Source organism: Rhodococcus sp. 05-2254-5, from assembly GCF_002258575.1.
GTDB classification, from domain to species: Bacteria; Actinomycetota; Actinomycetes; order Mycobacteriales; family Mycobacteriaceae; genus Rhodococcoides; species Rhodococcoides fascians.
Genome location: NZ_NOZG01000031.1, coordinates 14,963 through 27,725, shown reverse-complemented (window position 1 = coordinate 27,725; position 12,763 = coordinate 14,963). Strand labels below are relative to the sequence as shown.

Below are 12,763 nucleotides of genomic sequence, written 5' to 3'. Positions count from 1 at the left end.
CCGATGAACATCGCCGCAGTAACTCCCCCGGAAGGCCCGCCGACGCTGGCAGCGTTGCTGAGCTTCGATGTACCGCCGCTCCCGATCCTGCCGATCGCCGGCATCGTCATGGCCGGGCTGTACTGCTGGGGGCTCTACCGGGTCCGCGGTCGAGGTATCGCGTGGTCACGGTGGCGGAGTGCGAGTTTTCTGCTCGGCTGCGCGGCGCTGGTCCTGGTGACCGGACTGCAGGTCGAACGCTACGGTTACAGCCTGTTCAGCGTCTTCATGTTCCAGCATCTGACGTTGTCGATGACCATCCCACCGTTGTTGGTGGTGGGTTCGCCCGGACGACTTTTGTTGCGTGCCACCGCTCATCACGGAACCGGGCGGTGGGTACTGATCGCGGCGCTGACGGGGTTGCGTAGCCGCGCCGGGCGCATCGCGCTTCACCCCGGGCTGACGATTCCGTTGTTCCTCTTCAGCTATTACGGTCTGTATCTGTCGTCGATCTTCGATGTTCTCGCCGTCAGCGAGATCGGGCACGTATCGATGGAGATCTTCTTCTTCGCCAGCGGGCTGCTGTTCATCATCCCTGTGCTCGCCGTCGGCCCCCTCCCTGTTCGGCAGAGCAATCTGGGCCGTATGTTCGACCTGTTCGTCGAGATGCCGCTGCATGTGTTCTTCGGTGTCATCCTGATGATGTCGAGCACCCCCATGCTCGCCACGTTCGCCTCCCCTCCCCCGCAGTGGGGTGTCGATCCGATAGCTGATCAGAAACTCGCCGGGGCGCTGGCATGGTCCTACGGTGAGCCGGTGGCCCTGCTGGTGGTGCTCATCTTCTGCATTCGATGGAACCGAGACGAAAAAGAGGAATCGGCCGTCGCGGATCGCCACGCCGAAGAAGACGGATACAGCGAACTGAACGCCTACAACGATTTCCTCAAGCAGATCGGCACCGAAACCCGGCCCCGCACCCTACGGTGACGCCCGCACAACTACGCACGACAGGACGGCCGATGCCACTGATCCGCACACCCGCAACCCCCCAGGGGCAGCTCGTCTTTCATGTGCTGGCCTACAACGGCGTACGGCTGATACTCGTGTGCGTCGCTGCAGGCGTGATCTTGGCCGTCGACGCGCTGACGACCCTCGACATTCCCTTCGTATTGGTACTACTCGCCGCACTTGCCGCAAGCCTGCCGCTGTCGGCACTGACTCTGAGGAAACGTCGCCGAACCATCAACGCGGACATCGAAGCTGTCGATCGCGCGCGCTCGATCAAGAAGCGAGGTCCCGCGGCGGGATGACCCCGTAGCAGAACTCTCTGACGCCGGCGTACGCATTCACGGCATGGCCGTATCGTTCTTGTCGATCACTGTTCACCCGACCCACTCGATGTGTGGTTGCGCTTCTGGTTTCGGCGCGCCATCGAGCAGTTCGAGGGTGCGTTGCAACAGATTCTCGATCCGATGCTCGAGATCATCGGTTATGTCGGACACATCGGCCAGATCGGTGTGGGCACGGCGGCGGGCATCGATACCGATTCGGTAGTAGTCCGAGTCCAGTGCAGCTGCAACGGGTTGCGGCGGCGAGCCGGTCATGTCCGCTTCCAGCGCGCGATCACCGAGGAGCAGCGACCGAGGCGGTCGTGGGTCGTGTCGAGGCGGCTGCCCAGTGCGATGGGCATCGACGATCCATCCGACCCCTGCCGGGGACATCGACTGTGCGGGGAACGGCATGTGGCCCCACCGGTCGATCGGCACGGCGACGGGACCTGGGTGCACCGACCATCTGGTCATGTCGGGAAAAGCGTTCGCCTGCAAGTGCTCTGAGAAGAACCTGGCCTTCCCGCTGCCCCCAACAGTACGGCATGAAGCGCATTACAGTACACCCGAAATCGGTTATCTCACTGACTATTACGCGACCGATACCTGGATACCGGCGAGGGTGGCGCGCACCATCTCGTGGCCACACGGGGTGTCGTGGCCGAGCCCGCGGTGGGACGAGAGGGCCTCACCTGGCAGTGGCTGCGGATGCAGCGGCCACGGGCGAACGTACGCATCATCGGGCATCGCCGCGAGCCGCGCGTTCACGCGAGGTGGCGCTCGAACTGGCGGCGCCGCTCGGTGGGACCGAGGTACAGAGTGCGCGTGAGCACCGATGAGGTGATCGCTACGGTCATCGACCATCTGGAGACGTTGCTGTCGTGGCCGGACCGACAGCGTATGCCGAACCTACTGTTGCTCGGTCCGACGAACAACGACAAGTCGATGATCATCGAAAAGTTCCGGCGCACTCATCCGCCGATCAGCTTGTCCGACCGCGAGCAGATACCGGTGTTGTGCATGCAGATGCCCCCGGACCCGTCACCCGGCCGGTTCTACCTCGCACTGCTCACAGCGTTGGGAACACCGACCAGGCCCCGCAATCGGGTCCACGAACTCGAACAGCAAGCATTGATGCTGCTCCGCGCCACCGGCGTGAAGATGTTCGTTCGTCCAGACCCTGACACACCTTCATCCGTTCCCTCCTACGAAGCGCTTCTCCTTAGAGGACACAGAGCCTGGACCATTGGTGCCAGCCCACGATTCGACTCACCTGTTGCCCCAATCCCATAGGAGCGCGATTATGTTCGCTCCATCGATGTCAGGATGCAGCCTTGCCAGCGTCGCACTCGGCCTGAGCGAGGCATAGCACTGAAGCCTGCCTCGAAGGGCGCGCTCGAACGGCAACACGAAGAGAGCTCGACGCAAGGGTGCAGCTCTGTACCACTCCAAGGTCAAATTCAATCTTTACCGCGGTAAAGGTCGCCAAGATATGGAACGGGTCACCCGGACTCCAGGCTCTGCAGGCCCCGGTCCCCCAGCGCATCAAGCGCATCCACGATTTAACTCAAGCAAATGCACTCAACAGGAAGTTCCCCAGCACACGCCAGCCTCGTTAAAGCGGATTCGATTGAATATTGTCTATCAAAGGCCCGCCGCCACCTTCGGCCGGCCTTCGAATGCGCACCGCCAAAGAACCCGGAACTTCGACTGCAAATCGGCCAGATCCCGACGCTTGTGGGTGCGACACTTTTCGTCACAGTGACGAAATTGGGTGGGGTGCGACATCCTGCCCCCCGGTCTTACTTCGGCGCGAACTATCGCGATTCACCCTACGTAAATCCGCCGCAAGGCGTTGCCGGCCAAACCAAGGTCCTACGAGATGGCTGAAACTAACTGCCGACAAGAAATGAAACTCAAGGCCTCACTGGAGCCCACATCACCCCACCACCCACTCGCATTTACTGAATCATCACCTTGCGGTGAGAGATCAGCCTTTACCGCGGTAAAGACGCGACAACGCCAAGGCTCAGGACCTAGCGCCTTGACAGTCCGCCGGAATTGGGCGAAACGACCAAACTGGGCCTGCCCGAAAACCCTAACGAAAACTGTTGCACCCTCACTACGATATCGGCCGGCCGATTGCATCAGAAGAGCCTGGTCGCGCATGATTGCAGTGCACTGCAACAGCAAGCAACTAGCGCGTACTTCGAAGTGCAACGACTGTTGCAGAACCAACGCCAGGTCGCGCCCAGAAATCTTAGTACGACGCGCCTCAGCGGGCCTTAAAGACATCCGACGGGCGTGGTGCCGGCACTTCGTGTATCACCATACCTAGCAAGCCTCCCGACTAACTGCTGTCGACCAGCGAACCAGCCAACGTTGGGGACGGCTGCCGTCCGCAGCCCTGCTCGCTGCTTCAATGACACAGTCCTCGCACGAATCTGCAACGGTGTAGCTCCCACACCCTCGGGTCAGAAGTCTGAATACCAGTAGTTGATGGTGCGACAGGCGGACTTAAGCACTGCCCACCTTCACTGATTTGACGTCTACCGCGGTAAAGATTTAGCCGGTAAGTACCACAGCGCGTGGACGAGCCAGTGAGCGCCGAGGTCCAGCGGGGGAGTCTGCCATCGGATCACAGACATGACCCGGCGAGTCGAAGCTACAACCGAACACTCTGGAGGCATAGTGATGTACATTTCGAGGGCGCAAGCAACTCCAGCGCTGCGCGTTCTCGCGGATCTTTACCGCGGTAAAGATCATCGCCAGAACACCACACCGAAGTAGCCGCACCGCGGTGAAGCAAACGGAAGGTGGGCTCAATGCCCGTACACGTAATAATCAGCCAAAAGGGCGGAGTGGGGAAGAGTACCCTCACGATGAACCTGGCGGCAGTCAAGAATGACGTCTTGACTCGCTCCGGAGCCAAGCAGAGCGAATCGCCAGTACTGGCAGCTTCGATCGACCCTCAGGGCTCGGCAGTGTGGTGGGCCGAAAGAGTGCAGGACCTTCCCTTCCGGGTCACTCAGATCGACGACCCGGAAATGCTCCGCCATCTGCCAAACCTGGATGGAATCAAACACGTTTACGTCGATACGCCGGGCTGGATCGGCGATCGTCCTGGGGCTGTAGATAACGGCACTTCAGGACAAGCGCTCGACACTGTACTTTCGGTGACCGATCTCGCGATCGTCCCGATCGTCCCGGAGCCACTCAGCTTCGACCCGACGGCCCGCACAATCTCCAAAGTGCTTGAGCCGAAGGGAATCCCATTCATTGTCGTCATCAACAACTGGGATCCAAGAGACGGCCGAGTCGACCTGGAACAGACCGAAGCATTCGTCCAAGCGCAAGGTTGGCCACTCGCCAACACCGTTGTTCGGCACTACAAGGTGCACAGTCGAGCCGCAGCTCAGGGGCAAGTGGTTACCGAGTACCCGCCAAATCGGGCATCGCTGCAGGCACGTGAGGACTTCCAACGCTTGTGCCTTGAGCTGGAAGTAGGTAAGTAAATGGCAACATCACAGAAGTCCCGGGGCGGTCGGGTCGATTTTTCTAGTCTGGTTGGTTCAGTGGGGGACAAGTCGCCCGTGGATGCATCCATCCCTGTGGATGGCCAATTTAGACCAGATGTGCCTCTGTCCGAACTAGTGGCCAACCCTCGGAATCCGCGCTCAGCGGTCGGGGATCTCGCCGATCTGGCTACAATCGCGGAGCGGCAGCTTCAACCTGGGACAGTGGTTACGAGCGCACGGTGGCTCGAACTTTGGCCAGAGGACGTCGCCAGAATCGGTTCCGCACGTTGGGTTGTGGTCAACGGCTGCCGAAGGCTTGCTGCGAGCGAGAAGTATGGCCGCAAGGGAATGGATGTGGTCGTTCAGGACAGCCTTGCAACATCCAAAGAGGCCATCCTGTGGGCATCAATAGTCGAAAACCTGGACCGGCAAGACTTCGACGTTGTCGAAGAGGCAGAAGCTGTCAACCTTCTTGTTACTGAACTCGGAAGCGCCACCAAGGCCGCTCAAAAATTGGGGCGATCAGAAGGCTGGATCTCGCAGCGGCGCGCATTGCTCAAGCTAGAGCCTGAGTTGCGGGAGAAACTACGTTCAGGCGATCTCGCGATCCGAGACGCTCGGGCGCTGGCGCAGATTCCGTCTGCGGAGCAGGTCGCTGAGTGGTCTTCACGCCAGCAGAACCCACCATCGCCGAAAGCAAACGAGAAGAAACCACGCCGACCCTCCGATGCTGACAAGCAGATCGCATCACGCAGCGCCGCAATCCGGGCGCTGATGAAGCTGAAAAGCGATCCCCACTCTGTGGCAGTCGCGATCAGGGAAGCGCTCAACGAGGAGGACATACGTGAGCTGGTGAAGACGCTTCGAGGCATCTGACACAGCTCATCCAACCAAGAAGGCCTCGGCGGAAAGCACATCCGCCGAGGCCTTGCTGCTGAGCCTCCGATTCGGACCAGTGGGGAAGTGGAGCGGAGGCTTAAGCCCAGGTAGCCGGTCTGTGTCAGAAGCGCGACCCACCACTTCGCCAGCTCTGATCGGTCGCCAATGGCACTCTTGCAGATAGAGCTTCCTACTCACCCTTACTTATTCAGATTAGACCAACGTAAATTGCATTTTCCGCACCGTCTAAAGCGAAACGCCAGCTCAGCATAGCTTTGCGCTGCAGGCGTGTCGGTGACCTACGCTAGGCTGCCGATATGGACTTCCGACCAGGCCGAACACCTGCCGTGACCACCGGTGCCGGCACTTCCGACGCGGGCAGGTCGGTCGCGGTCGAGCCCGAGATCCCACCCGCCGTCGCGAAGCGGATCGCGACTGCCGTGCACTCCTCCCGGTCCGAGGGAACCCGCAAGACCTACGCCGCCGCGTGGAGACGCTTCACCAGTTGGTGCGAGACGAATGGTCACGTGACGCTCCCTGCACACCCGATCACCGTCGCCGCCTACCTCGTCGACGCAGCCGACACCCGAAACGAAACAGGGGAGCGGGCTTACGCCGTCGCTACGTTCGGCACCTGGATCGCCGCTATCAACCACCACCACCGCACCACCGGCCATCTGTCGCCATCAGCCCACGAACTCGTCACCGCGACACTGTCCGGCATCCGGCGCGAGTATGCCGCGGCGGGCGACCGACCCCGCACCCCACGAAACCCGTTGCTGGTCGAGGACATCAAACTCCTCGTCGAAACGGCACGGGACCGATGCCGAGGCTGGGCCGACGAGGTCCTCGAACGTCGCGACTCCGCAATTCTGCTCCTCGGGTTCGCCGGCGCATTCCGGCGCAGCGAACTCTCCGACCTCGTGTGCGGCGACATCACCGTGCACCGGCACGACGGATTGCATGTGCGGCTGCGGAAGTCGAAGACCGACCAAGAGGGCAGGGGAGCGGTGAAGGCCCTGCCGTACACAGACTCCCACGAGACTTGCCCACCGTGCGCCTACGTTCGCTGGGTGCAGGTCGTGGCTGCGTTCGACGCCGGTGGCCGTCCGTCCGTGATCCGCCTACTCCGAAAGCGAGAACCGTTCGACGCTCACGTATGTCGTGGGGGAGTGCCGCGCACCGCCGCCCGCGCACCGTTGCTCCGGTCCGTCGCGAAGAACGGCAATCTTGGCAGCACGCCGCTGTCCGGAGCCGCGATCCACCAGACCATCCGCCGCCGAGCCGACCACGCCGGCTTCGACCCGACCGCACTCGCGAAGCTGGGCGGGCATTCGCTCCGCGCCGGCTTCGTCACTCAAGGCACCCGCAACGGTGCCGATGGATCCGCCATCGCCCGGCAGACCGGCCACGCCAGCCTTGACTCCGTCGAGGTGTACCGCCGTGAACATGCGCCCCTCGTCGGTAATGCCGTCACCAATATCGGGCTCTGACGGTGAGCTACGACTTCGGAAGATCGCAACAACGCGGGAGACTCGTCCATAGTCCTGACCAGCGCTGCCATAGGAACACCGCAGACCTACAGAGCTGGTGATGATAGAAAAACACGATCAATGTTCGGGATCGCAGGTTGAACGTCAAAGGTCACCAGGAGTACCCAGCAACCCGACTTGCAAGATCACGATCGGTCGCCGTTGAGGCCGTCTTGCGACAGTGCGGGACGATCATCGATGCCGTCGGTCTGACGCGAGAATCTCGTCTAACTATAGGGCGTACGTGAGCTTGACGAGTTCCTGCGCATACCTGTCGGCTGCAGCTCGAACGGAATCCTCCGATGCAAAACCAGCGAGCACCAACACTTGAACACAGCCGATTCCAGCAGCTACGAACGGGCCGGCTATGCCCATATCCACAACTGAGCAGGCAGCCAAGACCCCCAGAATGGCGCAAGCAAGTGTTGCCACGACCCCAATGATGATTCCTTTCGGGCGTAGACCAAGTAAGCTGCGTCGGAAGCAGTACCAAACTAAAGTGTTCTTTAGTAACGGGTATTTTCCTGCGTCCCGGGTTAACGCAATTATTCGGCCGACCGCAGTCTCATAGATTTGATCGGCGCGTCGGGGATCTGCACGTTCCTCTGACTCGGAGGGCAAACGGAGCGTGCCAATTAACAGGGCTAGTGTGCGGTGCAGGTCGGCCACCCGCTCGGGATTTTCTGCGTTCACCCATCGAAGAAGCGACGTTGTGGGTGGCCCACCCCAGCTCGCCCACAGCGTCGGTTCAAGGTTCTTCCCCGGATTGTGACCAAGATGCACAGACAATGTGCACACCGCCAACCATAGAGGCACTGGCACGACCTGCCACCACTGCGCAGCAGCACCGAGTTCGGACGCAATGACCTGTAGGAGCGCGACCACCGGACTGCTCACGATCAGGCTCGGGAGACCGTAAGCGCGAAAATCAAATGTATCCATCATCTTTGGCAATTCCACGTCTATTCCGAATCTTCGACTAGCGGTCCCAGACTCGGAATCGGTGTCCACCCCGCTCGATTTACATTGTTCTGACTGCAAACGATGTGGCCTTCTGTTGCCACAACATGAGCACTACGCCTAAGGAGTGCATTCGTTACCTTCGGGTTCGGGTGCTTGGTGCTGGCCTTAGCAGAACTGACCACGGCGACAACCTCGACCGTTGCGCCAATCGGACCGATCACCCGATCGAGCAAAGACGGAGACAGGTTATGCCGACTCCCGTGATGCGGGACCTGGAACAGGTCGACCGGCGCAGTTGCGAACTCACCTATCACTCGCTCGTACTCATCTGCAGCCAACGACAGGGCGGGCACACCTGCGTCACCCGTGAGGATCACCCTCTTCTCGTTGTCGGATAACAAAAGCACAGTAGAGGTGTTATTGCGGTGACTGGTAACCGGATCTTCTTCAAGGGTTTCGGGTGGCAGGAACGGCAAAGCCCTCGACAGCAAGTCCGTGGCCTTGGAGAAGGCAGCGGTCAGACTCTTCTTTGCGCGAGCAGTCGCAGCCACACCAGATCTCTCGTCCAAGATGTACTGCTGAATCAGCGACCGGTAATAGTCCAGCGTCGGACCGAGAACTCTGAATTGGCCACCCCATCGGGTTAATCCGCGAAACGGCTCGGTGACAGTAACTCCCTGCGATTCCGCAAGCGCAATGACAGCATCGACCCTCTCGATGTTGGAGAATAATTCCGCGTCCCCACTAACAAAATGTTCCCGCGGTCTATGGATAAGTAGCTCTCCGACGCTGAGGTTCTCAAGTACGAAAACCAGTCCATTAAGGTGGTCTGCGTCTGGATGGGTCGAGACGAGGAGGTCGATCCGATCGGTATCGTAGTAGGTTTGAACGTGATCGACGACGTTTTCTCCGATCGCGGAGTAACCGGCATCGACGACTATGACCCGCGAAGTCCCATCAGCCAGCCAAAATCTGCCCGTGATCGCGTCGCCACTCTTCGTGCCATTGCCATCTTCAGCTTCAACAGGCAAGAAATCCAACTCATACATGTGTGGGTGCCTCTCAGATGCGCGAGGCAGCGAAGCACACGCCCATGTTGACGCGCTGGTCCCACGGAGTTACGTTGGCTGTGAACCGTCCAAGTTCAGCCAATAGCTCCGAAGCCGCTACCTCTGGTGTGCCCGTTTCGGGGCTTTCGGTTTGTTCCCAGTAGACGCTACACCTGGTGTCCGACATCTGCGTGTGACACAACAGGTTGTAATCCCATCAGTGTGTTTTATGCCGCGCCTGCATGCTTACGGCCAGACAATGGGGTACGCGCCGTCAACATCTCTTGACGGTGCGGTATCTGCGTCATCAGGAAGGTTCAGCGGGACCGAGCGTCCGCTCGATGTTCTTGTAGCTTGCTTTGCAAGTTCATCACTGGGAACAGGTGGCTGCACGTCCGGGTTCGGCTGGTCGCCCTCTGTCCCAGGTGGTTCTCCGGTGCTCTGATCACATAGGTCCGTATGCGATCGACTCGCGCCAGTTTCCTGTGACTCCGTTCGCCCACCCGCTCATGGTCTTCACGTAGCTTCCGCCATCACCGCTGAGCCCGTGACGTGTATCCGTTTGTCTGCGTTCGATATCAGTCATCGTCGGTGCCACGATGCTGACCGTTCGATCCGTCGTCGCATCGATGGGATGGCGATAAGTCACGGTGATGTCGGTCCCGACCAGGGTGACCGAGACCGGCCTGAACCGCTCGTGTACTCGGCGGCGTACGACCAGACGGTCGGCCAGTGCGGTAAAAGCCGGCAAGCATTCCCTCGTCGCCGCCGATGAGTCGAGAGCGACGTCATCCCATGTTCCGTAAGGGGCGTACATCTTGGGTGTCAGACCCGCGGTGTCGGCGTACGGTCCGGTGGTCGCAAGAGTGTCAACGAGCACCACATTGCGTGGGTCCGGTTCCGCCTTGGCGAACGTTCCGTACCTACTGCGCGGCAGACGGTTCCAGTCCAGATCATTCGGTGCGAGTGACGGTTCCCTTGTTGCACAGTCCACGAAGACGACGAAAAGGTGCCAGGCCATGGAGGTGGTCACTGTTGTGTCGTGCACGAGTACGTACGCATAGTCGGCCCAGTCGTCGCCGATGACCGCACGCATCCACCCCGCGGCCTCCTCTGCCGCGACCGGGCGTCGAGGCCGGCGAAGGTCGTCCGGGTCGGATCCCGCAGCGAAGCCTTTGACTTGCACCATCACTAAACACGGCTGCGCATCCGATGGGAATGACCCGTACTCTTCCAACCCCGGACGACTACCGGCTCGTACCGTGACCACGGTCGATTGTGGGTCGAGGACACTGGAACCTTTAACTGGCAAGCTAGAACCAACGTGGACGTCGTGGAACGGCTCGCGCTGCACTGACGCCCGGGCCCATGCGCGGTGAGGGCCGATCCAAAAGCCCAAGTGGGCGTTGAGTTTTCCCGCGATGATGAGGTCTGACCGGTCGGTCATGCGGACTCTCCTGCACCGTCGGTCGGCGACCTCGATGGTGTGCCGATGTCGATCCATATGACTCCATCGACGAAGCGAGGGGAGTGAAAGACGGGTTGGCCGAACGGTATGCCGCCGATCGATCGGCCTGCACTGAACGCTCGGGGATCATCCAGATCGCGCAGCCGGTGCGCGCGCAGCCCGTTCAGGTCGATGTCGTACCCGTACTCCCTGCCACCGTCGAGCAGGTGCCAGGTGTATCGCACGATGACCCGATCCATACTGTGCAGCGCCACCTTGTGGAACGTGAACAACCGGCCCTCGTCGAGACGACCGATGTGGTCTGCGATCGTCGCCGTCATCTCGGACAGGAACTGTTGCGCCCACACCGGTGGGGGAACTATCTGTGGGTGCAGTATCGAATCCGCGTCGACTGTGTCACCGTGGAGGCGAAGATACTTGAGCAACGCCGGGTCTTCCGGTACAACTTTCTCGGGGTAGATCCGTCGGCTACTGCCGCCGGCCATAGCCCAGTCGAAGTCGCTCGGTGCGAGCTGGCCGTGACCGTGGCGGTCCACGAGTACCGTGAACATGGCCGGTCCGGGGCGGAGAAGCCCTCTGTCCGTGACGACCTTGTACGCATAGTCGGCGAGATCGCCCAGAACTGTACGCAACCAGACGATCTGCTCCGGATATGGTAGGTCCGTGGCCGGCCGATGCGCCGTCGCCCCGGTGCCGGAGGGCGCGTTGGACACCGCGTAAAGGTTCACCTGTATCCACCGCACACCGGCGGTCCTGTCGAAGGTGCCCATGAACGTCGGATCTCTGACCGTCGCACCCACGCGGACGGTGACATCTTCGAGTTCGATGCTCGGCACCTCGGCCGGGTGCGGGTTATGACTGGGCGACAACGAGCCGGACCGGATTCTGGAATTCACAAACCGTTGCAGCACAACGATTTCAGCTGCACTGTCGGCGGGGACAATGGGAAGGTGCGGCGCTGCTGTCATGGGTCGTCACATCTGGATGCTCGACTCCATCTGGTCAGGTGCTTCGAGGAGCGCCCGGGTGGGGTGCGGGCGCTCATGCGCCTTTCTGCTGGATCGTCATGAAACGACGGTAACACCAAGTCGAAGAATGGTCGACAAACAGAATTACTCAACAGTTGTCGACGTTTCGTCCCGACGCCCGACGAGGTAATCACGGTGACGGTGCGGAAAACTGTCGCGAAGCGATCTGCGTTGCGATAATCGTAAGATTCCTCTACGCAGTAGGGTCGGGCAATGTCGTTGACTCATGAGTGGAACCTCCTCGTGACTGCGCTGCGGGATGTGGCACCGGTGACGGCGCGAACGCTCAGGCCATGCGCGTCGACGAGTGCGGTGAAACGGGCCGAGGCAGCGACGGTTCCGTGGCCGGACGAGCTTCGCGAGTTCTTCGGCCTTCACGACGGTCAGAAGGAGGTCGGCGGCGCGGGACTCGTCGTTCCGGCCGGACGTCTGCTGCAGGTCGTGGAGATACCTCAGCGGCATCGCGACATGGTCGAAGTCATGGCGGATGTCGTTGCAACAGAACCAGATATGTTCGACGGGACGTACGCCGAGATCGTCGACAACCTGGTCGAGGCGGGCACCGAGGCGGAAGATCACCTGTTCCTACCGGGGTACGTCCCTATCGCGGCTTGGGATTCGAATTTGATGTATTGCGACACCCGTTCGGGAGAGATGCGGGGGAGTGTGTCGTACCGATCAGACGACGGCGGGCACCTGGGTGTGCCAACCTGGCCGTCTTTGGAAGCATTTGTTCGCGACGTCAGGTTGGCCGTGACCGATCAGATATCGGTCGGCTGGTACACAGCAGCGGTCGACAACGGGGTGCTGGACTGGGACATCGTCGAATGACGTTGCTGCAGGGCGAGAGCGCCGAGATAGCGGTACGGGCAGCGACGGCCTGCATTGGAGCGGCCACCCTCCGAAACACCCGGTGTTGCGGTTCACGCCCGCCGGTGTCGTGCGGGCAGGCGCGTAGTCGGCAGACGGCGGCGTCCAAGTGACGATTACTCCGTGTCGTGACGGCTCACCCGCTCGAT

At 60.7% G+C, this 12,763-nt stretch carries 13 protein-coding genes; 7 read left to right on the top strand and 6 right to left on the bottom strand.

The genetic code is table 11. The features are described 5' to 3' along the window. The first annotated feature begins 3 nt into the window (after positions 1-3). Together CH278_RS23465 and CH278_RS23460 are read left to right on the top strand one after the other, a co-directional pair. Positions 4-966, top strand: a complete 963-nt coding sequence (locus tag CH278_RS23465; protein ID WP_032370888.1) for a cytochrome c oxidase assembly protein — start codon at positions 4-6, stop codon at positions 964-966. A gap of 32 nt (positions 967-998) precedes the next feature. Continuing rightward, positions 999-1,289 carry a DUF4229 domain-containing protein gene (locus CH278_RS23460; RefSeq protein WP_052053811.1) on the top strand — a complete coding sequence of 97 codons (291 nt, stop codon included), beginning with the start codon at positions 999-1,001 and terminating at the stop codon, positions 1,287-1,289. A 72-nt stretch (positions 1,290-1,361) separates the two neighbouring features. Here the strand turns inward: CH278_RS23460 and CH278_RS23455 are convergent, their stop codons facing one another. Both CH278_RS23455 and CH278_RS27695 read right to left on the bottom strand, forming a co-directional pair. Beyond that, the gene (locus CH278_RS23455) at positions 1,362-1,781 is read right to left on the bottom strand and encodes a hypothetical protein (RefSeq protein WP_094650287.1); all 420 of its coding nucleotides are present in this window, start codon (positions 1,779-1,781) and stop codon (positions 1,362-1,364) included. A gap of 117 nt (positions 1,782-1,898) precedes the next feature. Next, the gene (locus tag CH278_RS27695) at positions 1,899-2,075 is read right to left on the bottom strand and encodes a hypothetical protein (RefSeq protein WP_155288467.1); all 177 of its coding nucleotides are present in this window, start codon (positions 2,073-2,075) and stop codon (positions 1,899-1,901) included. A 57-nt stretch (positions 2,076-2,132) separates the two neighbouring features. Here CH278_RS27695 and CH278_RS23450 point away from each other — a divergent pair, with 57 nt between their 5' ends. The 4 genes from CH278_RS23450 to CH278_RS23435 all read left to right on the top strand — a co-directional run bounded on the left by CH278_RS23450 (position 2,133) and on the right by CH278_RS23435 (position 7,197). Continuing rightward, entirely contained in the window at positions 2,133-2,600 is a 468-nt protein-coding gene (locus CH278_RS23450) for a TniB family NTP-binding protein (RefSeq protein WP_230593005.1), read from the top strand. Between the two features lie 1,532 nt (positions 2,601-4,132). Next, the gene (locus CH278_RS23445; protein ID WP_032370995.1) at positions 4,133-4,822 is read left to right on the top strand and encodes a ParA family protein; all 690 of its coding nucleotides are present in this window, start codon (positions 4,133-4,135) and stop codon (positions 4,820-4,822) included. Then, a complete protein-coding gene (locus CH278_RS23440; protein ID WP_032370887.1) occupies positions 4,823-5,701 on the top strand; it encodes a ParB/RepB/Spo0J family partition protein in 879 nt (292 codons plus the stop codon). It begins immediately after the preceding gene. A 320-nt stretch (positions 5,702-6,021) separates the two neighbouring features. Further along, positions 6,022-7,197, top strand: a complete 1,176-nt coding sequence (locus CH278_RS23435) for a tyrosine-type recombinase/integrase (RefSeq protein ID WP_032370886.1) — start codon at positions 6,022-6,024, stop codon at positions 7,195-7,197. 270 nt (positions 7,198-7,467) lie between these two features. On the opposite strand, the gene CH278_RS23430 is transcribed toward CH278_RS23435, so the two are convergent. The 4 genes from CH278_RS23430 to CH278_RS23415 all read right to left on the bottom strand — a co-directional run bounded on the left by CH278_RS23430 (position 7,468) and on the right by CH278_RS23415 (position 11,552). After that, positions 7,468-8,196 carry a hypothetical protein gene (locus CH278_RS23430; protein ID WP_094622983.1) on the bottom strand — a complete coding sequence of 243 codons (729 nt, stop codon included), beginning with the start codon at positions 8,194-8,196 and terminating at the stop codon, positions 7,468-7,470. A gap of 2 nt (positions 8,197-8,198) precedes the next feature. Then, a complete protein-coding gene (locus tag CH278_RS23425; protein WP_032370885.1) occupies positions 8,199-9,248 on the bottom strand; it encodes a ComEC/Rec2 family competence protein in 1,050 nt (349 codons plus the stop codon). A 445-nt stretch (positions 9,249-9,693) separates the two neighbouring features. Then, positions 9,694-10,437 (bottom strand): hypothetical protein, encoded by a 744-nt coding sequence (locus CH278_RS23420; RefSeq protein ID WP_032370884.1) that lies wholly within the window; start codon positions 10,435-10,437, stop codon positions 9,694-9,696. A gap of 254 nt (positions 10,438-10,691) precedes the next feature. Beyond that, positions 10,692-11,552 (bottom strand): hypothetical protein, encoded by an 861-nt coding sequence (locus CH278_RS23415; RefSeq protein WP_143536294.1) that lies wholly within the window; start codon positions 11,550-11,552, stop codon positions 10,692-10,694. Positions 11,553-11,957: 405 nt separating this feature from the next. Between CH278_RS23415 and CH278_RS23410 the strand changes: the two genes are divergently transcribed. Next, on the top strand, positions 11,958-12,575 hold the full coding sequence (locus CH278_RS23410; RefSeq protein ID WP_032370883.1) for an SMI1/KNR4 family protein: 618 nt from the start codon (positions 11,958-11,960) through the stop codon (positions 12,573-12,575). The last annotated feature ends 188 nt before the right edge of the window (positions 12,576-12,763 follow it).

Bases quoted from the DNA above. Each gene is read 5' to 3' on its own strand.
- CH278_RS23420 (WP_032370884.1), bottom strand. From the start codon at position 10,437: ATGGTGCAAGTCAAAGGCTTCGCTGCGGGATCCGACCCGGACGACCTT.
- CH278_RS23445 (WP_032370995.1), top strand. From the start codon at position 4,133: ATGCCCGTACACGTAATAATCAGCCAAAAGGGCGGAGTGGGGAAGAGT.
- CH278_RS23465 (WP_032370888.1), top strand. From the start codon at position 4: ATGAACATCGCCGCAGTAACTCCCCCGGAAGGCCCGCCGACGCTGGCA.
- CH278_RS23440 (WP_032370887.1), top strand. From the start codon at position 4,823: ATGGCAACATCACAGAAGTCCCGGGGCGGTCGGGTCGATTTTTCTAGT.
- CH278_RS23455 (WP_094650287.1), bottom strand. From the start codon at position 1,781: ATGACCAGATGGTCGGTGCACCCAGGTCCCGTCGCCGTGCCGATCGAC.
- CH278_RS23410 (WP_032370883.1), top strand. From the start codon at position 11,958: ATGTCGTTGACTCATGAGTGGAACCTCCTCGTGACTGCGCTGCGGGAT.
- CH278_RS23460 (WP_052053811.1), top strand. From the start codon at position 999: ATGCCACTGATCCGCACACCCGCAACCCCCCAGGGGCAGCTCGTCTTT.
- CH278_RS23435 (WP_032370886.1), top strand. From the start codon at position 6,022: ATGGACTTCCGACCAGGCCGAACACCTGCCGTGACCACCGGTGCCGGC.
- CH278_RS23425 (WP_032370885.1), bottom strand. From the start codon at position 9,248: ATGTATGAGTTGGATTTCTTGCCTGTTGAAGCTGAAGATGGCAATGGC.